A 23,380-nucleotide genomic window follows, 5' to 3' on the forward strand; every position below is an offset into this window, starting at 1 on the left:
AGGAAACCTTCCGCACCGAGATGCGACGCCTGGGAGCGTGAGACAACCATGACCACCGACACCGCCACCCCCCTACAGCCCCGCCCCCCCCCCCCCCCCCCCCCCGGGGCCCCCCCCCCCCCCCCCCCCCCCCCCCCCCCCGGGCGGCCCCCCCCCCCCCCCCCCCCCCCCCACCACCGGCGTATCCGCTTACGGTCGTCCCGCTGCGAGTCGCCGATCCAACGGTGGCCGCCCACAAGGGAGATCGGGGGTGTGCTCGTGCGGATCGGACTCCTCACCGACGGTGGTTATCCGTATGCGACCGGTGAGTCCAGACTCTGGTGCGACCGTCTGGTGCGCGGGCTCGCGCAACACGAGTTCGATCTCTTCGCGCTCAGCCGCACCGCCGAACAGGAGGCGCGCGGCTGGGTCCAGCTCCCGCTTCAGGTGAGCCGGGTACGGACGGCGCCGCTGTGGACCGCCGACGAGGACACCCTGGGCCTGCACGCCTCCAGGGGGCTGCTGTCCCGCCTGCTGTCCGGCGGGGGCGCGCGCTCCTACGGACGGCGCGAACGACGGCGCTTCACCACCCACTTCACGGCGCTCGCGACCGCGGTCCGCACCGCTGGCGCGACCGGTGGTGAGCGGGGCGACGCCGGAGGAACCGCAGGTCTCGGCAACGGCGGCGACGGGGGACGTGCCGCCGCCGCCGAGGACACGCGGTTCACCGAGGGCCTCTACGGTCTCGCCGAACTGGCCTGCGAACACGGCGGACTTCCCGCGGCGCTCCGCTCCGAGACCGCGGTACGGATCCTGGAGGCGGCCTGCCGTGCGCCCGGCGCCGGCCGCACCGTCCAGGCCGCCACCGTCCCCGACCTCCTCGCCTTCGCCGCCGAGCTCGACCGGGTACTGCGCCCGCTCTCCCTCGACTGGTACGACGAGGAGAGCCTCGGTGCCGTGGACCTCTGCCACGCCACCTCGGGAGGCGCCGCCGCCCTCCCCGGTCTACTGGCCAAACGCTTCTTCGGCGTGCCGCTGCTGGTCACCGAGCACTCCGTGCAACTGCGGTCGCACTACCTCGCGGCGGCCGGAACCCCGCGCAGTGCGCCGGTGCGCGCCCTGCTCGCGAACTTCCACGGCCGGCTCGCCGCCGAGGTGTACCGCCAGGCCGCGCTCATCACCCCCGGCAATACGCACGCCCGCCGCTGGCAGGAGCGCTGCGGCGCGGAACCCGCCAAGGTGCGCACGGTCTACCCCGGCATGGAGTCCGGCCGGTTCGCGGCGCTGGGCGAGAACGAGGGCGACGGCGGCCCGGACACCCTGGTGTGGGTCGGCCGGATCGAGCCCGCCAAGGACCTGGTCGCCCTGCTGCACGCCTTCGCGGAGGTGCGCGGGGCCGAGCCGGGCGCCCGGCTGCGGATCATCGGCGCGGCGGCCCAGGGACCGGAGGGCGCCGGCTACCTCGCGCACTGCCGGGCACTCGCGGCCCAGCTCTTCCCGGACGAGGCCGCCGACGCGCACGCCGTCGGCGACAACCCGGTCTCCTTCGAGGACATCGGCGGGGCCGAGGTCCCCGACCTCGCCCAGGCGTACGCGGCCGGCGGGATCGTGGTGCTCTCCAGCGTGGTCGAGGGCTTCCCGATCAGCCTGGTCGAGGCGATGTTCTGCGGCCGGGCCACGGTCTCGACGGACGTCGGCGCGGTCGTCGAGGTCATCGGCGGGACGGGGCTCGTGGTGCCGCCGCGCAATCCCCGGGCGCTCGCGGACGCCTGTCTGGCGCTGCTGCGCGACCCGGAGCGCCGTGCGCGCCTGGGCGCGGCGGCCCGCGCCCGCGCGCTCGAACTCTTCACGGTCGAACAGAACCTCGCGGCATTTCGCGGCATTTACCTGGAGCTGACCGCTCGGGCGCCGGTGCGCCGGCACGCGGCGCCGGTGAACGCGGACGGCGGGCCGCGCCCCTTCGCCACCCCTCCGGAGGCCCACGTCCTCGGCCTGTGGCCGGAGCCCGACGAGCTCCTCGTCCCCGAACCGGCCGAGCGCACACCCAGCTGGGCCGGGCGCGGAGTCTGCGCGGGGGCGCGCGGAGCGGGGGACGGCGATGCGTGACCAGGAAGCGGCCGGGACCGGCCGCCGTACCGACCGGTCCGGGCCGCCCGGCGCCCCCGCCGAAGAGAACGGAGGAACGACGATGGGCCGCCCGACCGAGGTGCCCGGCACACCGGCGACCGGCAGTGGCTGGGACCCGCGCTCGCGGGCGCTGGTCTCCGATTCGCGGGCCGTCGACCTCTCCGAACCGGCCTGGGGGCCGGCCGCCCCGCAGGACACGCCGGCGGACGTGTCGGTGGACGGTGCGACCGTGGCCGGGTCGGTGGCCGTCGCGGCGGAGAGCGCCCGCGCGGAGCCGGCACCACAAGGCGCCCCGGAGCGCGGAACGCACCCCTCCACACGCGCGTCCCTCGCGCCCGAGCCCTCCCGCGCATCAGAGCCTTCCCCCGCACCCGAGCCCTCCCGCTCACCCGAACTCTCCCGCGCACCCGAGATCGCGCACGCCGCTCCGGCGCGCAAACTCAGCACCGGACAGCGCGGTCCCGCCGATCCCGTGAAGTCGCTCATGCACCGGCACCGCGAACTCTGCGAGCGTGCCGTCGATCCGCTGGAGATCGCCGCCGGGCTCGAAGCCCGCGGCGTCACCGACCGCACCGCGGCCCGCTACCGGCACCGCGACGTGTTCTCGCTCGCCGAGGAACTCTTCGCACGGGTACCGGGTATCGCGGGGGAGCCCGTCGGAGCGCTCTTCGCTCCGGCGCGTGATATCCAGACGCGCGCCGCATGGTCGCTCCGGGCCCTGCTGCCGGGCGCCGCCTGCCTGGCGACCCTCGTATCGCTGCGGCTCACCGACGGAGTGCTCGGCGGCGAGGCGCGGCTCGCCATCGGCGGCGGCGGCACGCTCCTCGCGCTCATCGGTCTCGCCCTCGCCCTGCGTACCGGCCCGCTCTCCACCGGCGGCCGCCCCGCCGGCGCCGCCGCCCTGTACGGCTGCTGGCTGCTCGGCTACGCCCTGTACGGCGACGCCCTGCTCCACCAAGTCCTCAGCGGCGGCCCGGAAGGCCCCTGGGCGATCACCCCGGCGCCACTGCTCGGGCTCGCCGTGGCGGTCGCGCCGGCGGCCTGGTGCGTACACCTCTTCTCCCTGCACGCACACCGCAAACTCAACGGCAGCCGCGCACTGGAGGAGTTCGCGGCAGGCGTGCGCCCCCTGCTGTTCGGCGCCGTCGCGTTCTTCCTCTGTGCCGTCACTGGGCTGCTCTGCCTGGCCGGCCTCGGTCTCGGGGGCGGCGTCCCGGTCGGGGCCGCCGGCCTCGGGGTACTGCTCCTGCTGGCCCGGCTCCTCACCGTCCACGGCTTCCCCGAACCGGCCGCCACCGGACTCGCCGCCGCCTGCGCCGTCGAGGCGGCGGCCCCCGCCCTGGTCCTGGCCGGGCGGCTGCCCGGCCTCCACACCGCCGCCCGGCCCGTCGACGCCCTCGTGGCGGCGGCGGGCACCGGAGCCGTATCCGCCCTGGCCTGCGGCGCGGCCGCGCTCGGCCTGCTGACCACCGCCACCGTCGCTCTCTCCCGAGCATCCGCCCACACCGCCGCCTGACACACCCCACAGCCCCCGCGGAGCCGACGCCGCGGGTCTCTTCCGAACCGTACGCAACTGCCTCAAGGAGACACCGGACATGACCCCCCAATACCTCGCACCGGCAGCCCGCCGTCGGCACCCAGGGGGCGCGCGATGAGGGTGCTGCTGCTCGGAGCCAACGGATTCCTCGGCCGGTTCGTCGCCGACCGGCTGCTCGCCGACCCCGCCGTACACCTCACGGCGCTCGGCCGCGGCGACGACGCCGACGTACGGTTCGACCTCGCCAGCGGCAGCCCGGGAGCCCTCACCCGCTTCCTGGACGCCGTCCACCCCGGAGTCGTCGTCAACTGCGCCGGCGCCACCCGCGGCGGGGCGCGCGACCTGACCCGCCACAACACCGTCGCCGTCGCCACCGTCTGCGAGGCGATGCGGCGCAGCGGCTGCACCGCCCGGCTCGTCCAGGTCGGCTGCTCCTCGGAGTACGGCCCCTCGCAGCCCGGCTCGTCCACCGCGGAGGACGCCATCCCCCGCCCCGGCGGCCCGTACGGCGTCAGCAAGCTCGCCGCCACCGAACTCGTCCTCGGCTCCGGCCTCGACGCGGTCGTGCTGCGGGTCTTCTCGCCGGTCGGCCCCGGCACCCCGGCCGGTTCGCCGCTCGGCCGGCTCGCCGAGGCGATGCGCCGCGCCATGCAGTCCGGCGACGGTGAGCTGAAGCTCAGCGGCCTCGGCGTGCAGCGCGACTTCGTCGATGTGCGCGACGTCGCGCGCGCCGTGCACGCCGCCTCGCTCTCCGCCGCCCAGGGGGTCGTCAACATCGGCACCGGCCGGGCCGTGCGGCTGCGTGACGCGGCCGCCGTGCTCGCCAAGGTCGCCGGATACGCCGGCGCGCTCCACGAGCTGGACACGCCCCCCGCGCGGCTGCCCATCGGCGCCCCCCGCACCTCCACCGAATCGGTCATGGAACACCTCTCGGCCACCCCGTCGCCCTACCCGGACGGCTGCGGCGCCTGGCAGCAGGCGGATGTCCGCACGGCCAGGGACCGGCTCGGCTGGCGGCCCCGGATCAATCTTGAGGAGTCCCTCGCCGACATCTGGATGGAGGCGGCGTGCCGTATCTGACCAGTACCGGCACGGTCCGCAGGGCCAGCGGCGCCGAACAGCTCGGCTTCGGCGTCCCCGGCTGTGCGCACCCGCTGCTCGCGCCCGCCGAATGGGCCGAGCTCGCCCGCCCCGGTACCCCGCTGCACTGGGCCGTCCTCAATATCGACAACGGCCCCGGCACCCGCCCCGACCCCCACTGCCTGGAGGCCGCGGGCCGGCTCCGCAACGCCCGCGAACGGGCCGTGCACGGCGAACAGGCGCTGGACTCCGTACGGGCCTCGGCCGGCCGGCTGCTCGGCCGGCTCGATCTGGCCCGCGGTGACCGGCCCTTCGACGAGCTGATCACCGACGCCCGCTCGTACCTGGACTGGTACCGGGTCGACGGCTTCTACCTCGACCGGTGCCCGGCCGGGCGCCCCGGCCTCCCGGCGGTCCGCCGCCTCACCAGCACGCTCGCCGCGTTCCTGGCGGACAGCGACAGCGCGCGGCACGGCGGACACCTGGTGCTGGGGCACGACACCCACCCGTATCCCGGCTACGCCGAGGCCGCCGACCAGCTCGTCACCTTCCGCGGCCCGTGGACGGACTACCGCTGGTCGCAGGTGGCGGAGTGGACCGCCGCCTACCCGCCCGGCCGGTTCGCGCACTTCGTGCACGGCGTCCCGCGCAGCCATCTGGAGGAGGCGATGCGCATCGCGCGCTGGCAGGGCGCCGGGACGATCTTCTTCACGGACCGCACCGGAGAGGCGGATCCGGTGAGCAGGTACGGACAAACCGATCCATTCGCGATGCTGCCCAGGTACTGGGACGAAATCGTCTCGCGGATCGGACCTGGTATCTCGGAATGAGAGGGGGCGTGGCAGTGTTACGGCAAGAACAACCGTACGTAGCCGAAGTACGTAGAAACCGACCACCTGCATTGTTGAGGTTCCTGTGTCGCTGCCACCCCTGGTCGAGCCAGCTGCTGAGCTCACCGTCGACGAGGTCCGCAGGTACTCCCGCCACCTGATCATCCCGGATGTCGGGATGGACGGGCAGAAGCGGCTGAAGAACGCGAAGGTGCTCTGTGTGGGCGCCGGCGGTCTCGGCTCGCCGGCTCTGATGTACATGGCCGCCGCCGGTGTCGGAACGCTCGGCATCGTGGAGTTCGACGAGGTCGACGAGTCGAACCTGCAGCGCCAGATCATCCACAGCCAGGCCGACATCGGCCGGTCCAAGGCCGAGTCGGCCAAGGACTCGGTGCTCGGCATCAACCCGCTGGTGAACGTGGTCCTTCACGAGGAACGGCTCGAAGCCGAGAACGTGATGGACATCTTCGCCCAGTACGACCTGATCGTGGACGGCACGGACAACTTCGCCACCCGCTATCTGGTCAACGACGCCGCGGTGCTGCTGAACAAGCCGTACGTCTGGGGCTCCATCTACCGGTTCGACGGCCAGGCGTCCGTCTTCTGGTCCGAGCACGGCCCCTGCTACCGCTGCCTCTACCCGGAGCCGCCGCCCCCCGGCATGGTTCCGTCGTGCGCCGAGGGCGGCGTCCTCGGCGTGCTCTGCGCGTCCGTCGGCTCCATCCAGGTCACCGAGGCCATCAAGCTGCTCGCCGGCATCGGCGACCCGCTCGTCGGCCGGCTGATGATCTACGACGCCCTGGAGATGCAGTACCGCCAGGTCAAGGTCCGCAAGGACCCCGACTGCGCGATCTGCGGCGAGAACCCGACCGTCACCGAGCTCATCGACTACGAGGCCTTCTGCGGCGTCGTGTCCGAGGAGGCCCAGGAGGCGGCGCTCGGCTCCACGATCACTCCCAAGCAGCTCAAGGAGTGGATCGACGCGGACGAGAAGATCGAGATCATCGACGTCCGTGAGCCGAACGAGTACGAGATCGTCTCGATCCCCGGCGCGAAGCTGATCCCGAAGAACGAGTTCCTGATGGGCAACGCCCTCCAGGACCTCCCGCAGGACAAGCGCATCGTGCTGCACTGCAAGACCGGTGTGCGCAGCGCCGAGGTCCTCGCGGTCCTCAAGTCGGCGGGCTTCACCGACGCGGTGCACGTCGGCGGCGGCGTGATCGGCTGGGTCAACCAGATCGAGCCCGAGAAGCCGGTGTACTAGAGGCTGTCTTTTGTTCCGGAGGGGCCGGTCCGCGTCGTGCGGGCCGGTCCCTCCGGCATATCCGTCGTGCCGCCCTACGAGCAGGTCTTGCCGTCCGCCGGGACCTTCCCGTCCAGGAAGTACGTGTCCACCGTCGACGTCACGCAGGTGTTCCCGCCGTAGGCGCCGTGCCCCTCGCCCTTGTTGGTGAGCAGGATGCCGACGCCCTTGCCCAGCTCGTCCGCCATCTTCCGCGCACCCTCGTACGGTGTCGCGGGGTCGCCCGTCGTCCCCACGACCAGGATCGGACCGGCGCCCGGCGCGCTCGCCTCCGGGGTGTCGTGCTCACCCTTCACCGGCCAGTCGGAGCACCAGCCCGCGGTGTCCCAGGCCAGGAACGGGCCGAAGACCGGGGACAGCTTCTCGAACTCGGGCAGCAGCGCCTTCGCCTCGGCCGCCGTCGGCCGGGCCTTGCTGTCCGCGCAGGAGATGGCCCGCTGAGAGTGGCTCTCGGTGTCGTAGTGCCCCTTCCCGTCACGGCCGTTGTACGAGTCGGCCAGCTGCAGCAGCATGCTGCCCCGGCCGCCCTCCGCCTCGTCCAGTGCCTTGGTCAGGATCGGCCAGTTGTCCTTGGAGTAGAGCGGCATCACGATGCCCGTGATGGCCAGTGACTCGTTGAGCTCGCGGGACGTACCGGTCGGCAGCGGCTTCTTGTCGATCCGTGCCAGCAGCCGGGCGATGCGCCGGGTGCCCGCCTCCGGGTCCTGGCCGCGGTCCTTGAGGTAGTTGTCCAGCGCCCGCTGGAAGCCGGTCGCCTGGTTGCGGGCGTGCCCGACGGTGTCCGCCGTGGGGTCGACGACGGCGTCCAGGACGGTGCGCCCGACGTGCGACGGGAAGAGGTGCGCGTAGGTGCCGCCCAGCTCGGTGCCGTACGACATGCCGAAGTAGGTCAGTTTCCGGTCGCCGAGCACCTCGCGGATCAGGTCCAGGTCGCGGGCGGCGTTGGCCGTGCCGACGAACGGCAGGACCTTGCCCGAGCGGCGCTCGCAGCCGGCGCCGAAGTCCGCGCCGTCCTTCATGAACGCCGCTTCCTCCGCCGCCGTGTCCGGAGTCATGTCGACCTTCCGGCCGGCGTCCTCCTGCTCCTGGTCGGAGCGGCACCGCACCCCGGCGCTCCCGGCCACCCCGCGCGGATCGAAGCCCACCAGGTCGTAGCGGGTGTTGAGCTTCTCGTACGAACCGGCGGCGCGCGGCAGGATGGAGACCCCCGAACCGCCGGGGCCGCCGAAGTTGAACAGCATCGAGCCCAGCCGGCGGCGCGTGTCCCGGGCCTCCTTGCGGATCAGCGCGATCCCGATCGTGGCACCGTCCGGCTCGGTGTAGTCCAGCGGGACGCGGACCGTCGCACACCGCCAGTCCGAACCGGGAGAGGTCCCGCCCTCGGGGGCCTCGCAGCTGTTCCAGTCCGGGTTCTGCGAGGTGAGCGAGCCGGGCAGCGCCGGGAGCCGCGCCGGCTTCCCGCTCGCGGTGGACGAGGCCGCGGCGGACGGTGAGGCGGCCGCGGCGCCGTCCGCCTTGTCGTCCGTACCGTCCTCGCAGCCCGCGAGCACCCCCGTCAGCAGCAGCGCGGCGGCGGTCAGCGCCCCGGCCCGTGCGTATGAGACCACGTGTGTGTCCCTCCCCGTTGTGCCTGCCCGGTCGGCAGTCCGCCCATGGTAGGACGGGGTCGGGACGGCCCTACCCGCACACCGTTTTGGCGGCCGGCACCTTGCCGTCCAGCAGATAGCCGCCCACCGCCTTCTGCACACAGGCGTTGCCGCTGTTGTACGCGCCGTGCCCCTCGCCCTTGTACGTCATCTCCACGCCGACGCCCTTGCCCAGCTCTTCGGCCATCGCCCGCGCGCCCTTGTACGGGGTCGCCGGGTCGCCGGTGTTGCCGATGACCAGCTGGGGGGCCGAGCCGGGGGCGCTGACATCGGGGTGCTCCCAGGTGCCCTGCACCGGCCAGCCGGTGCAGGCCATCAGGCCCCAGCCCAGGTAGTCGCCGAAGACCGGTGAGGCGTCGCGGAACTCGGGGAGCCTGGCCTTGGTCTGTTCCAGGGTGAACCGTTCCTTGGAGTCGGCGCAGCTGATGGCCGTGTTGGCCGCGGCGGAATTGTCGTAGTGGCCGGTGTCCGAGCGGCCGTTGAGGGAGTCGGCGAGGGCCAGCAGCAGTCCGCCGTTGCCGCCGTCCGCCTCGTCCAGGCCCTGTTCCAGCAGCGGCCAGGTCTCCTTGGAGTACAGGGCCGAGGCGATGCCGGTGGTGGCCTGCGTCTGCGTCAGCTTGCGTGGACCGAGCCCCGACACGGGCTTCTTCTCCAGGCGGCCGAGGAGATCGGACACCCCTTGCTCGACCTCGTCGCCGGTGGAACCCGGCAGCTTGCAGGCGTCGCCCCGGTCCGCGCAGTCCTTGGCGAAGTTGTCCAGCGCGAGCTGGAACCCCTTGGCCTGGCCCAGGGAGGACTGCTCGGCGTCCTCGGTCGGGTCCACCACCGCGTCCAGCACCGACCTGCCGACCTTCGTCGGGAACAGGTGCGCGTAGACGCCGCCCAGTTCGGTGCCGTACGAGATGCCGAAGTAGTGCAGCCTGTCATCGCCGAGCACCTGACGCATCAGGTCCATGTCGCGGGCGGCGTTCGTCGTCCCGACGAAGGGAAGCTCCTTGCCCGAGTGCTTCTCGCAGGCCGCCGCGTACCTGTTCGTGTCATCGGTGAACGCCTTCTCCTCGGAGGCGTCGTCCGGCGTCCCGTCGGCCTGGTACCGGGCGTCCAGCTGCTTGTCGTTCTCGCACGTCACCCCGTCGCTGCGGCCGACCCCGCGCGGGTCGAAGCTCACCAGGTCGTAGCGGGTGCGCAGCTTGTCGTACGCGGTGCCGAAGGCGGGCAGGGTGGCGACGCCGGAGGCGCCGGGGCCGCCGAAGTTGAAGATGAGCGAACCGATCCGGTTCTTCCGGTCCATGGCCTTCGCGCGGACGAGCGCCAGCTCGATCGTGTCCCCGGCGGGCTTGGCGTGGTCGAGCGGAACCTTCATGACGGAGCACTCCCAGACGGCCCCGCCGGGCAGCGGGGTCGGTGCGGCGCCGCCGCCCTCCGCCCGGGACGGGGCGGGGCAGCGCTTCCACGTCAGCTTCTGGGCGGCGAGGGCGGACGGACCGGAGCTCGCGGCGGCGTTCGCCGCGTGCGGCGAACCCTCCGACCGGTCCGGTACGTCCTTGCCACCGCCGTCCGAACAGCCGGTGAGCGGAAGCAGCACGGTCACGGTGGCGGCGAGGGCCGCGGCGCGCAGGGCAGGGGAGGTCCTCATCGCTCCATCGTGCGGCGGGGGCCGGGAGGGTGCACGGGGCGCCGGTCCAAGCGGGTGGCCCCCGACCGGCCCCCGGCCTAGAGCTCGCCCTTGCGCGTCAGGTGGTTGAAGCAGATCCAGCCGGGAAGGACCGGCAGCCACAGCGTCATCAGACGGAACAGCAGCACCGCCGGGGCCGCGACCTCCTTCGGCAGGCCGACCGCGATCAGACCCAGCGTCAGCGCCGTCTCGACCGCGCCCATACCGCCCGGGGTCGGCGCCGCCGAGCCCAGCGCGTTGCCGGCGAGGAAGACCACCGCGATGCTCGCGTAACTGAGGTGCGGCGTGTCCGGACCGCTGAACGCCCGGACCGAGGCGTCCAGACACATCACGAACAGGCCGGTCAGCAGCAGCATCCCGCCGATGCCGGTGAGCAGCTTCTGCGGGCGCTGCACGACGTCGAGCATGCGCGGTACGACTCCGGCGAACAGCGACCGCACCCGGGTCACCACGAACTTCCGCAGGAACGGGATCGCCGTCACCACCAGCACCAGCACGGCGACCGTCAGCAGCCCCGCGATCACGGTCCTGGACGGGGTGAGCGAGGACGGGGTCTTCTCGGTGCCGGTCAGATAGCCGAAGGCGCCCAGCAGCAGGATGTGGCAGCCGAGACCGAACAGCTGCGAGGCGCCGACACTCGCGACCGCGAGCCCCGGACGTACGCCGGAGCGTTGCAGGAACCGCGTGTTCAGGGCGACACCGCCCACCGCGGCCGGCGCCACGATCTTCACGAACGATCCCGCGATCTGCGCCAGCACCGTCTTGCCGAACGGCACCCGTTCGGGCACGAAGCCCAGCAGGCTCATCGCGGCCGCGACGTAACTGAGGGCCGAGAAGCCGACCGCGGCCGCTACCCAGCCCCACTCCGCCTGCTCGACCACCGCACCGAAGTCGGCCTGGGTGAACTGCGAGATCAGGAAGTACGCGGCGATGGCGCCCGCGATGAAGCTGAGCAGGGTGCGCGGTTTGATGCGCTCCAGGCGGACCGGTTCGACCGGGGCCTGCGGCCGGATCAGCAGCACCTCCTGGCGGATCTGGGAGAGCAGATCCTCCTCGCGGGCCCCGTCCAGCGCGTCGTCGAGAGCCCGTTTCTCGGCCTGCTTCTCGGTACGCACCGATTTGCGGACGGCCTTGCGGTCCGAGTCCTTGGCGAGCTCCGCGCCATGCGTACGGGCCCGCTTGGCCGCGTCCGAAGCGTCGAGCACCGCCTCGCGCTCCCGCTGCGACCGCTCGCGGGCGAGTCTGCGCAGCTGCGCCCGGGTGGAGCGGCTGAGCGCGATGGGCTGGAGCAGCGGCAGCGAGTCCGCGACGGTGTCCGGACCGACCACCGCGAGCGCGGCGGCCACCGCCCGTTCGGCGCCCACCCGCAGGCCGGTCGTGGTGAGCAGCTGGGCGACGTCCATCCGCAGGACCAGGTCGCCGGCCGCGATCTCGCCGCCCCGCAGATCCGTGACGAACACCTTGCCGGAGCGGTCCACCAGCAGGGCGTCGCCGGTGAGCCTGCGATGTGCGATCCGGCGCGACTGGAGCGCCCGCACCTGGTGCCAGGCGCCGCGCACCAGGTCGTCGGTGATGTCGGCGTCCTCCAGGGCGTCCAGCGAGCGCCCGCCGATGTGCTCGTACACCAGCATCACGGCGTCGGGGCCCAGCTCGGAGGTGGCGATCAGCTTGGGGGCGTTGGCCCCGGCGGCGATGGCCGCGTACGCGAGCAGCGCCTCCTGCTCCAGTGCCTGGCGCAGCGACTGGATGGAGCGCCGCTGGGTGATCCCGCGCAGGGTGAGCCTGCGCCACACCCGGTAGAAGAAGCCCTGGGCCTGCTGTTCCCGGTCCACGACCGTCACATCGAGCGGTGGGCCGTCCTCCAGGGAGACCAGATAGCGGCGTCCGCGGTCGTTCTGGTCGCCGGAGTCGGGGTCGTCGTCGGCCCGCATCGCGGTGACGGGGCGGAAGCCGACGTGGCGCAGACCGGCCATCAGGTGCTGGCCGGTCGGCCGGACGTTCGGCGAGCCGACCGCGTACAGCGTGCCGTACGCCACCGTCCAGCCGATCAGTACCGTGAGGATGATCGAGAGCGGTGTCGTGTAGCCGCCGACCAGCATGGCGAACGCGTCGAGCAGCAGCACCACCCACAGCACGACCCGCCAGCGCGGCCGTCTCGCCATCCCGACCGCCGTCATATAGGCGATCACGGGGGCGAGATAGCCGTGCACGGGATCGGTGAGCGCGTCACCGGGCGCGGGCTGGGTCAGGGCGTCCTGAATGGTTCCGGAGGCGGTCTTGGCGACCCACAGGTCCGCCGCGAGCGTCACCCCGTGTGCCAGCACGGCGGCCAGCACACCGTCCGCGATGCGCAGCCCGTCCCGTTTGATCAGCCGCTCGATGGCGAAGGCGACCGGGACGAGCAGTACGGCGATGCTGGAGACCAGACCGGCGATCTTGATGAGCACGTCGGGCGCCTGGCCGGTGCCCTTGTTGATGTCCGCTTCGAGACCGGTGGTGGTGCCGTGGGCGAACGCGGCGACGGAGAACAGCACGACGATCGCAAGGACCCCGATGAGGAGCCGCAGCAGATCGGAGGGACGGTGCACCCGGGCGGGGAGCAGGGGTTCGTCCCCCGAGACGCGTTCGGACAGTTCCCCTTCGGCGGTGGAGAGCGTCGAGCCGGCCAGGTTCCCGGAAGGGATCTCCGGACCGGTGTCCGTGTCCGGCCGGGGGCCTTCCGGGTGCGGCTCGGCATCAGAGGCGTCGGCCGCCTTCGGTGGCTGCACGCCCTGCTCCTTCGTCGCCTCTGATTGGTCTTCGTGTTCTCGTATCACCGGTCACCGCCCGCACGATGGTGGCACGGCCTGCGGACGGAGGAGGGCATCAGGGTGCGATGCAGGGGCGCTGCGAAGCGCAAGATACGCCCCTTTCCGCCCGTGCGCACGCTCCGTGTCCGGCCGGACACGGAATCGGCCGCGCTGTCGGTGGCGTAGGGCAGGATGGGCCGGATGAGCGAAAACCCGACGGGCGACGCGTTGCCGGAGTACGCGGAGCGCGTGCTCGATGTCGCCGAGCTGATCCCGCCCGGCCGCGTCATGACGTACGGCGACATCGCGGAGTGGCTGGGGGACGGCGGCCCGCGTCAGGTCGGCCGGGTCATGGCGCTGTACGGGGGAGCGGTGCCGTGGTGGCGTGTGGTGCGCGCCGACGGCGCGCTGCTGCCCGGCCACGAGCTGCGTGCGCTGAATCACTACCGCGAGGAGAACACCCCGCTGCGCGAGGCCCCGGGTAATGCGGACTCCCACGTTCCGCGCCTGGACATGAGACGCGCACGGTGGGACGGCGTCGCCGCCGGAGCCGCGGGCGGCGGGGCGGGCGGTCCGGGAGCGGACGGCGTCGGGGGTGCTCACACCTGACAGCTTCGGCCATTCGGCGGCCCATCGGGCGGAGCCGGGCCCGTACGGCGTACAGGAAGCGTGACGCGCGGACCGTGCGGGGCCCGCTGCCCCCACCGCGTTCGCCGTCCGTTCTGTCCCCCGGGCGTTCCCCGTCCGGGCGGAACGTGACGATCCCCGCAGCCGTACCGCCGCGATCGGGCCCGTCGCCGGAGTAGCGTCGTCAGTTCGCGGCAGGTGCCGCGCCCTCACCATCAGCACACCCACCAGGACCGGCGACCCACGTGAGCTCCTCCTCCACCACCCGGCACAGTCCGCACCGTCAGGCACGGCGGGGGACCACGGGCGCGTACCGGCTGGTGCGTACCCTGCCGGGCTCCGTGGATCCCCCTCTCCTGGACGCGGCGCAGCGCGCGGTGGTTGACCACTCCGGCGGGCCACTGCTGGTCCTCGCCGGACCGGGCACGGGCAAGACCACCACGCTCGTCGAGTCCGTCGCGTCGCACGTCGCGCGGGGCACCGACCCGGCCCGCATCCTGGTCCTCACCTTCAGCCGCAAGGCCGCCGTCGAACTCCGCGACCGGATGGCCGCCCGGCTCGGCGCCGTCCGGGGCCCGCAGGCCACCACGTTCCACTCCTTCTGTTACGCACTGGTCCGCGCCCACCAGGACGCCGATCTCTTCGCCGACCCGCTGCGCCTGCTCTCCGGGCCGGAGCAGGACGTCACGGTCCGCGATCTGCTGGCCGGCCAGCTCGATCTGGAGAAGCGGGGCCACGCCCACATCCGCTGGCCCGACGAGCTGCGGGCCTGCCTGACCACGCGCGGCTTCGCCGACGAGGTACGCGCGGTGCTCGCCCGCAGCCGTGAGCTGGGGCTCGGCCCGAACGCCCTCGCGGACTTCGCCCGGCGCACTGGCCGGCCCGACTGGAGCGCCGCCGCCGAATTCCTCGCGGAGTACCTCGACGTGCTGGACGCCCAGGGGGTGCTGGACTACGCGGAGCTGGTCCACCGCGCGGTGCTGCTCGCGGAGCGCCCCGAGGTGTCGGCGCTGCTGGCCGGCCAGTACGACCTGGTGTTCGTCGACGAGTACCAGGACACCGACCCGGCGCAGGTGCGGCTGCTGCACGCGCTCGCCGGGAACCGGGGGAGCGCCCCGGGCGGCGGCGGTGGCCGGAACCTGATCGCGTTCGGTGACCCGGACCAGTCGATCTACGCCTTCCGGGGCGCCGACGTGAACGGCATCCTCGACTTCCCCGAGGTGTTCCGGCGGGCGGACGGCGCTCCGGCCCCGGTGGGCGTCCTCACCACCTCGCGCCGCTCCGGCGACCGGCTGCTGGAGGCCACCCGGCTGCTCACCCGGCGGATGCCGCTGACCCGGCTGCCCTCGGCGAAGGTCCGCGCCCACCGGGAGCTCGGCGCGGTCAGCGAGGGCGGCACCGTCGAGACGTACACCTACCCGACCGCCTCCACCGAGCTCGACAACATCGCGGACCTGCTGCGCCGGGCGCATCTGGAGGACGGGGTGCCGTGGCACGAGATGGCGGTGCTGGTCCGGGCCGGCGGCCGCACGATCCCCGCGGTGCGCCGGGCCCTGACCTCGGCGGGCGTTCCGCTGGAGGTCGACGGCGACGACCTGCCCCTGCGCCACGAACCCGCGGTGGCCCCGCTCCTGACCGCCCTGCGCACGGTGGCGACGGCGGCACTGAACCGGGGCGCCGCGAGTACCGATGCCGGCCTCGCGGATCGGGAAGGCGCGCCGGACGACGAAGCTGCGGACGATGCCCTGGCCGAGGTTCCCGTCGACGAAGCCCCGGCCGAGGTTCCCGCCGACGAGGTGCCCGCCGCCGACGAGCCCGCCGGCCCGCAGGCCTGGCTCGGCACCGAGACCGCGCTGACCCTCCTCGCCTCCCCCCTCGGCTCCATGGACGCCGCCGATCTGCGCCGCCTGGGCCGGGCCCTGCGCGACGAGGAACGCGCCGCCGGGAACCGGGTGCCCGCGCCCTCCGGCGATCTGCTGGCCCGCGCCCTGGCCGAGCCGGAGCGGCTCGTCGCGCACGATCCGGCGTACGCCCGCGGCGCCCAGCGCCTCGGCGCCCTGCTCCGCAAGGCGCGCGAACTCCTGGAGGGCGGCGGCACCGCCGAGGAGGCCCTGTGGGAGCTGTGGTCCGGCACCCCCTGGCCGGGCAGGCTGGAGCGCGCCGCGCTGCGCGGTGGCGCGGGCGGCCGCAACGCCGACCGCGACCTCGACGCGGTCTGCGCCCTGTTCGACACCGCGGCCCGCGCCGAGGAGCGCACCGGCGGTCGCGGCGCGCTCAACTTCCTGGAGGAGGTCGACGCCCAGGACATCGCCGCCGACACCCTCTCCCGGCGCTCCGCCCGGCCCGAGGCCGTACGGCTGATGACCGCGCACCGCTCCAAGGGCCTGGAGTGGCGCATGGTCGTCGTCGCCGGGGTGCAGGAAGGCCTCTGGCCCGACCTGCGCCGCCGCGGCTCGCTGCTCGAAGCGGACCGGATCGGCCGCGACGGTCTCGCCGAACCCCTCACCCCCGGCGCCCTTCTCGCCGAGGAGCGCCGGCTCTTCTACGTCGCGGCCACCCGCGCCCGCGAACGCCTCGTCGTCACCGCCGTCAAGGCACCCGCCGACGACGGCGACCAGCCGTCCCGCTTCCTCACCGAACTCGGCGTCGAACCCCGCGACGTCACCGGCCGTCCCCGCCGCCCCCTCGCCGTCGCCGCCCTCGTCGCCGAGCTGCGCGCCACGACCGTCGACCCCGACGCGTCCGCCACCCTGCGCGAGGAGGCCGCCCACCGCCTCGCCCGGCTCGCCGCCCTCTCCGACGACGAGGGGCAGCCGCTCGTACCGTCGGCCCACCCCTACCGCTGGTGGGGCCTGTACGAGCCGACCCGCTCGGCCGTCCCGCTGCGCGACCGGGACCAGCCCGTCGCCCTCTCCGGCAGCGCGCTCGACCAGCTCGCCAACACCTGCGCGCTCCAGTGGTTCCTCGGCCGCGAGGTGAAGGCCGACGCCCCGGCGACCGCCGCCCAGGGCTTCGGCAACGTCGTCCACGTACTGGCCGACGAGGTGGCCTCCGGCCGTACGCCCGCCGACCTGGCCGTCCTCATGGAGCGGCTCGACTCGGTCTGGGACGGGCTGGTCTTCGACGCCCCCTGGAAGTCGCAGCAGGAGAAGGAACAGGCGCGCGTCGCCCTCGAACGCTTCCTGCGCTGGCACGTCATGGACCGCACCGGCCGCACCCCGGCCGCCAGCGAGCACGACTTCGACGTGACGCTGGAGGCGGGCGAGTACGAGGTGCGCATCCGCGGCTCCATGGACCGGGTGGAGCGGGACGCCGAGGGACGCGCCTACGTCGTCGACTTCAAGACCGGCAAGCAGTCCCCGACGAAGGAGGAGGTCGCCCGCCACCCCCAGCTCGCCGTGTACCAGCTGGCCGTCCGGGAAGGGGCGGTCGACGAGGTCTTCGACGGCCGGCGCCCCGAGTCCGGCGGCGCCGAACTCGTACAGCTGCGCCAGCCCGCCCCGAAGAAGGAGGGCGGCGACGCCGTCCCCAGGGTGCAGGCCCAGCAGCCCCCCGACACCGAGTGGGTCTCCGACCTCCTGGCGACCGCCGCGGGCCGCGTCCTGGACGAACGGTTCACCCCGACGACCGGCCAGCACTGCACCCACTGCACCTTCAAGGCCTCGTGCAGCGCCCAGCCGGAGGGCCGGCACGTCCTGGAGTGAGCCGGCCGGCCCCGCCCCGGTCCCGGGGTTCCCGGGCCGTCACGGTTTGCGGGCCATCACTCCGTACACACTGACGTCCGCGTCCGTCACGTCGTTGATGTCCCGGTAGCGCGTCCGGTCCAGCTCGTCCAGGCTCGCCACGAACTCCTGGTCGGGGTTGGCGGCCTCCGGCAGATCGGTGACCTGCTCGGGACGCCAGCGGTGCACCGGGACGACGCCGGGTTCGAGCATGTCCAGTCCGTTGTCGGTCACGAAACGCTCCACCTGGGCGCGCGAGCGGCGGACCATGGCGAAGCCGCGCTCCTTGAAGGCCTTCGTCACCTGGCCGACCTGCTCGGGGTTGAGATCCGAGCTGACGTTGCTCAGCACGAGACAGCTGCCCGCCGGCAACGCGTCGATGAGCTGCCGCACGATGGGGTAGGCCGCGTCGTCCTCGATGAAGTGGAGGACGGCGGCGAGGACGAGGGCGACGGGACGGTCGAAGTCCAGGGTGCGGCGAGCGGCTTCGAGGATCTTGGCGGGGTCGCGCAGGTCCGCCTCGATGTAGTCGGTGCTGCCCTGCGGACCGCTGGTGAGCAGGGCCTGTGCGTGTACGAGGACGACCGGGTCGTTGTCCACGTACACGACCCGCGCGTCGGGGGCGATGGCCTGCACGATCTGGTGGACGTTCTGCTGGGTCGGCAGCCCCGTGCCCACATCCAGGAACTGCCGGATGCCGTCCTGGGCGGCGAGGGTCACCGCGCGCCGCATGAAGTCCCGGTTGTGCCGCACGGTGAGATACCCGCGCGGATTGGCCGCCAGGGCCATCGCCGCGGCCTCCCGGTCGGCCGGGTAGTTGTCCTTCCCGCCGAGGAAGACGTCGTAGACCCGGGCCGGGTGCGCCTTCGTGGTGTCTATCCGCTTCCGGAGCTCGGCGGTGGCGTCCGACGCTCCGGAGCCTGCGTCGGGCGCGGGCGCGGGCGCGGGGGCGGGTGCAGGGGCGGGTGCGGAGCCCGGCGCGGGGGCGGGTGCGGGGATGTCGGCGCTCATATGACCGTCCTCGTAAGGCTGTTGATGCGACAGGCGTCAATCTAGACGGTTCCCCGCGGCCTGTATCCCGCCATCGGGCAGAACGGGCGCCCCGCCGATGCCCCGCCGGCGCCCGCCCGCTCACGGCTTCGTGGGTTGTCGGCGCGGCCGGTTAGCCTCTGTGGAGTGTCCTCACACCTCCGGCGCTCATCGAGACACCGCCAGTGGCATGAAGACGGGGAGCCGCAATGGACGCCCCGTCTCGAAGCTCAGGACCACGACCACACCGCCGGTCGCAAACCTGTCCAAGCGGGATCCCGTCACGGCGAGCCACTGCCCCCGAACCAGCACCAGATCGCCGCGCCGCACCACGATGGCGCACGCATGGAGCCTATGCACCATCACCATCACCGCTACCCGTACGGTGGTTGAGTCCGAACTCAGCCCAGACGACTTTGCCGGGGCCCTCCCGGTCCCCGAAGCCCCAGGCGTCAGCAAGGGCAGTGACGAGCAGGAGCCCCCTCCCGTCGCACGTATCCACGTCCGGCTTGCGCTCTTGCGGCGGGGTCTCGGAACCGTCATGAACCTCGATGCGCAGGCCGCCGCCTACCGCCAGGAAACGGGTCTCGATCTCACGCCCAGGCGAGACACGTGCATGCCGCCCAGCGTTGGTCAGCAGCTCAGAAAGGACGAGCGCCGCCGAATCCCGCAACGGTGCAAGGCCCCAACCGTCCAGCGCGGCAAGCAACTCGACACGAGCAAGCCCGACACAGCGTGGGTGCCGACTCCAGCGCCGCACCACCAAAGACCCCGATGCGTTGCTCATCAGCGCACCACCACGCCGTGAATCACACTCGGCCCCACATCGATGCCGTGCAAGGCCAGCCAGAGCGCCCGCCGGCGTTCCCTGCGCCACCGATTCTCGGCCCGCTCCCAACGGTCGAACGCCGCCTGCGAGAAAGGCCCGGCAGCCGGACGAGGCTGTGGGCTGACATTCACCGCGCCATGGCTGACTACCAGGCGACGCGGGCGCGTCGCAGCGGGGACGGATGGGCGAGGGTGCGGCGCCGGTGTGAGGGGTGGCACCCCAGGGATCAGGAGGGCGAGCACTCGCCGTAATGCTCGATCGATAGAATTCAACATGTCGACGCTCCTTCGAAGCGTTGGCCACGCCCCCGGACCTAGCCCGTCGCGGGGGTCTTTCATGTCTTGGCGTCTTTCGTCAGACACCTGTGAGTCAGGGATCCCCGAGGTCAGCTGGTTCCCAGCCGGGCCGCGAGCTGACGTAGCGCCAAGTTCAGAATGACCCCGAGGTCATCAATCTGCAAGCCCTCACATTGAGGATTTCAAGTTTCGAGTCTCGAACACTTGGCCTTCGTTTCGAAATGAGCTATGGGATACCCTCATTTCGAGGAAGCGGCAGCCCGCAGGCTGAGGGCCTGTAGACCGGCACAAGGGGTATTACATGAGTGATGGACCCACTGGTTCGACTGTTCCGCGGCGCCAACTTGGCCGGTATCTAAGGAACTTGCGCAGTGAAGCCCGTCTGACGGTGAAGGCGGCGGCGCGTGCCCTTGAGTGGAGTGAGGCCAAGATGTGGAGGATCGAGAGCGGCCAATCATCACTGCGCGCTCTCGACGTGCAAGCCATGTGCGCCGCCTACGGGGCGCCCGATGACCTCACTCAGGCACTCATGGGGCTCGCCAAGGAGACGAAGGCGCGCGGCTGGTGGCACGCTTACGGTGATGTCACACCGGAAGGTTTCCATCTCTTCATCGGGCTGGAGGAAGCGGCGTCCGAAGTTGACTGGTACGAGACGGACTTGATGCCCGGCCTGCTTCAGACCAGGGAGTACGCGCAGACGATCATTCAGCGGGGAAACCCTGATGAAGACGACGGCGAAGTGACGCGCCGCGTGAACCTGCGGATGTCGAGGCAGGTTCTCCTCACTCGCCCAACTGCACCGGCCAACTTGAACGTAGTGCTCAGCGAGACCGTGCTACGACGCCCCGTCTGCCGACCGCCGGCCATGGCGGAGCAGCTGCGCCACCTACTCGACGTCGGCCGGCTACCCAACGTGAGCGTGCGCGTAATCCCGTTCGCGGCAGGCTTTCACCTGGGGGTACTGTCCGGGCCGTTCGGCATTTTGCGGTTCCCGCCCAACCGTGACGGGAACGAGAGCGAGCCGCCCATCGTGTACGCGGACGGCTTCACCGGAGACCTGTACCTGGACAAGCCCGGTGAAGTGGAGCGCTACAACGCCGCCTTCGCCGATATCTGTACCAACGCAAGCGATGAACAGACCTCACGACGTCTGATCTCCGAAGTGGCAGGGAGCTATGACAAACAATAATTCGACCGGACTGATGTGGTTCAAGTCCAGTTACAGCAACCAGCAGTCAGCCTGCGTGGAAATCGCGGTCACCGGCGCCGGTGTCGTACCGGTCCGAGACAGCAAGCAGCCAGGCCCCGTGGTCAGCTTCAGTGCACGCAGCTGGACGGTGTTCGTCACAGGCATGAAGGGCACGCGCTCCGGCTGAATCTGTCTGCCCCTGCGGGCGCTCGCACTCAGCGCTTTACCGCCATGCGACACACGACGAGCCCCGCCCAGTCACGGGCGGGGCTCATTTCATGAGTTCTCTCGGGTGCCCCATGCGTAGAGTGCGCCCATCCAGTCGGGTGAAGTAGCCGCGGCCGGACTGCTCTGACTCGTCGGAGAAGTGGCACGTCGCTCCGACCGTGCCCGCCGGCCAAAAGCAGACAGGTGGGCACTCTGGTGACCATCTCGCCGGACGAGCCCGCGGGACCACCCAGATCAGAGTTCGGCCTGCTACACGGCGGAACCTACTGGCTAGATTCGGCCCTGTTCGGCAGGGGCAGTCTGGCTGCCGTCTCTCTTTCCACGTTCCGGCGGCAGAACGGTGAGCCACACTGGGTTCGTGCAGGGGCATAGGGAGAGCGGGGGCGCGGGCGTGGATGCTGGAATGGTTGCCTTGGTGGATCAGGCGGGTCCGTATTTGACGGCGGCTTTGACCGCCTACGGTGCCGGTGTGTTGGGTCGCGCAGAGGATGCCGCGGTCGATGCCACAGCCAACGTGGGCCGACGGTTTCTGGGCGCGGTCTGGCGTCGGAGGGCCGGGCAGGAGCGTGCCGAGTTGGAGGCGGCCGTAAGTGACGCGGCTGAAGCGCCGGATGATGCGGATGCTGCGGCGGCCTTGCGCCAGCAGATCAAGCGGGCGTTGCGCGAAGACAGGGAACTTCTAGCGGAGTTGGCGGCACTGTTGCCCGCCACGTTGACGGTTTCCGTGACCGCGTCGGGTGAGCGGTCCATCGCGGCGCACCACATCGCCACCGCGATCACTGGCGACGGCGCCACTCTGCGACCGTGACGATGCCCGGTTTCGAAGCATCGGGTGAACAGTCGGTTGCCGCCCACTCGATCGGGGTCGCGGTGACGGGTAACGATGCTCGCGTCGTCGTCCTTCCGCCTCAAGCGGTGCAGTGGGCAAAGGAGGTGGAGGCGGCGCCCGGTACGGCTAATCTGCCTGGCTCGGCTTCGGGGGTGTTCTTCGGCCGCGATGACGCGCTGGATCTATTGCGCGGCATGTTGACCGGTGCGGGTGACGTGGCGGTGACGCAGACGGGCGCGGTCCACGGTCTGGGGGGTATCGGCAAGAGCACCTTGGCCCTGCACTACGCGATCCGGTACCGGGATGACTACAGCCTGACGTGGTGGATCAACGCCGAGTCTCCGGAGTCGATCGAGATTGGACTGTCTGCGCTGGCCGTTCGGTTATGTCCGCACTGGGCTCGCAGCGCCACGGCCGAGGAGCGTGTGGCGTGGGCGGTGGCCTGGTTACAGTGGCATCCGGATTGGCTGTTGATCTTCGACAACGTCGAACACCCCGACCAACTGCGCCCCTATCTCGGTTCCCTGTCTGGCGGGCATCATCTGGCGACCAGCCGCAAGGCCACCGGCTGGCACGCCATCGGCCCCACCTTGCCGCTGGATCTCCTCGGCCCGGAGGCTTCTGCCGATCTGTTGTGCTCGCTTGCCTACAGCGGTCAGACACCCACCCCGGAGCAGCACAGGGAAGCCGAATGCCTTGCCGCGGAACTTGGATACCTACCGCTGGCCCTGGAGCAGGCCGGCGCCTACCTTCACCAAACCGGAAGGGAAATCGGCGCTTACCGGCGGGCGCTGCCACGGATGCTGTCCAAGCACTCCGAGGGCATCGACCCCGAACGCACCGTGGCTCGCGTCTGGAACCAGTCCATCAAGGCTATCCACGAGCGGGACCCCCTGGCCGTGACCCTTCTCAACGCTGCCGCCTGGCTTGCCCCGGACAACATCCCCCGCGCACTCCTGGCTCCTCTCGCGCCCACGATGCATGAAGCTGATGACGCGATTGACGAAGCACTCGGTGTCCTGCACGCCTACAACATGATCACGACATCCGGCCAGACCATCAGCCTTCACCGACTCTTACAAGTCGTACTGCGCACACCCACCTCAACAAACACTGAGCACTCCTCCATGGGGAGGACAGCCGCCGAACTATTCCTTCACGCAGCCGTATCCCAGGGCGAGGATTTCTCGCCGATTGCTACAGGACAGTGGGAGGCGCTGACACCCCACATCACGGCCCTCGCCACCAACCTCCCGCCCGCCAGTGCCACCGAAGCCACCTTCGAGATTTTCGACCGGGCTGCCGGCAACGCCCAACGGGCCCAGCAGACGGCGCGGGCGATTCCGCTCTATGAGGCCACCCTCGCCCAGCGTGAGCAGGTCCTGGGCGACATCCACCCCGATACCCTGATGAGTCGCAACAACCTCGCAGGCGCCTACAGGAGTGCGGGGGATCTTGCGCGGGCGGTCCTGCTCTACGAGGCCACCCTCGCCCAGCGTGAGCAGGTCCTGGGCGACACTCACCCCGATACCCTGATGAGTCGCAACAACCTCGCAGGCGCCTACTGGAATGCGGGGGATCTTGCGCGGGCGATTCCGCTCTATGAGGCCACCCTCGCCCAGCGTGAGCAGGTCCTGGGCGACACTCACCCCGATACCCTGATGA

The 23,380-nt window shown here is 71.7% G+C and carries 16 protein-coding genes; 11 read left to right on the plus strand and 5 right to left on the minus strand.

Annotation, left to right across the window (positions count from 1 at the left end; all coding sequences use genetic code 11):
- The first annotated feature begins 258 nt into the window (after positions 1–258).
- The 5 genes from ACZ6S6_RS37270 to moeZ all read left to right on the plus strand — a co-directional run bounded on the left by ACZ6S6_RS37270 (position 259) and on the right by moeZ (position 6,817).
- A complete protein-coding gene (locus ACZ6S6_RS37270; protein ID WP_469709475.1) occupies positions 259–2,085 on the plus strand; it encodes a DUF3492 domain-containing protein in 1,827 nt (608 codons plus the stop codon).
- Positions 2,086–2,167: 82 nt separating this feature from the next.
- Positions 2,168–3,622 carry a hypothetical protein gene (locus tag ACZ6S6_RS37275; protein ID WP_469709476.1) on the plus strand — a complete coding sequence of 485 codons (1,455 nt, stop codon included), beginning with the start codon at positions 2,168–2,170 and terminating at the stop codon, positions 3,620–3,622.
- A 135-nt stretch (positions 3,623–3,757) separates the two neighbouring features.
- Entirely contained in the window at positions 3,758–4,723 is a 966-nt protein-coding gene (locus ACZ6S6_RS37280; protein WP_362957471.1) for an NAD-dependent epimerase/dehydratase family protein, read from the plus strand.
- Entirely contained in the window at positions 4,711–5,553 is an 843-nt protein-coding gene (locus tag ACZ6S6_RS37285; protein WP_362957468.1) for a spherulation-specific family 4 protein, read from the plus strand. The genes ACZ6S6_RS37280 and ACZ6S6_RS37285 overlap by 13 nt, the downstream gene beginning before the upstream one ends.
- A gap of 85 nt (positions 5,554–5,638) precedes the next feature.
- Positions 5,639–6,817: an adenylyltransferase/sulfurtransferase MoeZ gene (gene moeZ, locus ACZ6S6_RS37290; protein ID WP_362957465.1), complete on the plus strand. Its 1,179-nt coding sequence runs from the start codon at positions 5,639–5,641 to the stop codon at positions 6,815–6,817.
- Positions 6,818–6,891: 74 nt separating this feature from the next.
- On the opposite strand, the gene ACZ6S6_RS37295 is transcribed toward moeZ, so the two are convergent.
- The 3 genes from ACZ6S6_RS37295 to ACZ6S6_RS37305 all read right to left on the minus strand — a co-directional run bounded on the left by ACZ6S6_RS37295 (position 6,892) and on the right by ACZ6S6_RS37305 (position 12,945).
- Entirely contained in the window at positions 6,892–8,463 is a 1,572-nt protein-coding gene (locus ACZ6S6_RS37295; protein ID WP_362957462.1) for an alpha/beta hydrolase, read from the minus strand.
- A gap of 70 nt (positions 8,464–8,533) precedes the next feature.
- Complete coding sequence (locus ACZ6S6_RS37300; protein ID WP_362957459.1) at positions 8,534–10,138, minus strand: alpha/beta hydrolase; 1,605 nt, start codon at positions 10,136–10,138, stop codon at positions 8,534–8,536.
- A 77-nt stretch (positions 10,139–10,215) separates the two neighbouring features.
- Positions 10,216–12,945, minus strand: coding sequence for a lysylphosphatidylglycerol synthase transmembrane domain-containing protein (locus ACZ6S6_RS37305; protein WP_362957456.1), 2,730 nt, complete (start codon positions 12,943–12,945; stop codon positions 10,216–10,218).
- Between the two features lie 222 nt (positions 12,946–13,167).
- On the opposite strand from ACZ6S6_RS37305, the gene ACZ6S6_RS37310 reads away from it, so the two are divergent.
- Both ACZ6S6_RS37310 and ACZ6S6_RS37315 read left to right on the plus strand, forming a co-directional pair.
- A complete protein-coding gene (locus ACZ6S6_RS37310; RefSeq protein ID WP_469709463.1) occupies positions 13,168–13,575 on the plus strand; it encodes an MGMT family protein in 408 nt (135 codons plus the stop codon).
- Between the two features lie 263 nt (positions 13,576–13,838).
- Positions 13,839–17,297, plus strand: coding sequence for an ATP-dependent helicase (locus tag ACZ6S6_RS37315; protein ID WP_469709464.1), 3,459 nt, complete (start codon positions 13,839–13,841; stop codon positions 17,295–17,297).
- A gap of 39 nt (positions 17,298–17,336) precedes the next feature.
- On the opposite strand, the gene ACZ6S6_RS37320 is transcribed toward ACZ6S6_RS37315, so the two are convergent.
- Together ACZ6S6_RS37320 and ACZ6S6_RS37325 are read right to left on the minus strand one after the other, a co-directional pair.
- A complete protein-coding gene (locus tag ACZ6S6_RS37320; RefSeq protein WP_469709466.1) occupies positions 17,337–18,326 on the minus strand; it encodes an SAM-dependent methyltransferase in 990 nt (329 codons plus the stop codon).
- Between the two features lie 370 nt (positions 18,327–18,696).
- Positions 18,697–19,131 (minus strand): ATP-binding protein, encoded by a 435-nt coding sequence (locus tag ACZ6S6_RS37325; RefSeq protein WP_469709468.1) that lies wholly within the window; start codon positions 19,129–19,131, stop codon positions 18,697–18,699.
- A 639-nt stretch (positions 19,132–19,770) separates the two neighbouring features.
- On the opposite strand from ACZ6S6_RS37325, the gene ACZ6S6_RS37330 reads away from it, so the two are divergent.
- The 4 genes from ACZ6S6_RS37330 to ACZ6S6_RS37345 form a co-directional block, all read left to right on the plus strand.
- On the plus strand, positions 19,771–20,658 hold the full coding sequence (locus tag ACZ6S6_RS37330; RefSeq protein WP_469709469.1) for a helix-turn-helix domain-containing protein: 888 nt from the start codon (positions 19,771–19,773) through the stop codon (positions 20,656–20,658).
- The gene (locus ACZ6S6_RS37335; RefSeq protein ID WP_469709471.1) at positions 20,645–20,845 is read left to right on the plus strand and encodes a DUF397 domain-containing protein; all 201 of its coding nucleotides are present in this window, start codon (positions 20,645–20,647) and stop codon (positions 20,843–20,845) included. The genes ACZ6S6_RS37330 and ACZ6S6_RS37335 overlap by 14 nt, the downstream gene beginning before the upstream one ends.
- 444 nt (positions 20,846–21,289) lie before the next feature.
- Positions 21,290–21,694, plus strand: a complete 405-nt coding sequence (locus ACZ6S6_RS37340) for a hypothetical protein (protein ID WP_469709473.1) — start codon at positions 21,290–21,292, stop codon at positions 21,692–21,694.
- 2 nt (positions 21,695–21,696) lie between these two features.
- Positions 21,697–23,380, plus strand: a 1,684-nt coding sequence (locus ACZ6S6_RS37345; protein ID WP_469709478.1) for a tetratricopeptide repeat protein, incomplete at its 3' end; no start/stop codon positions are given.

This window comes from Streptomyces sp. NPDC048671, from assembly GCF_055587045.1.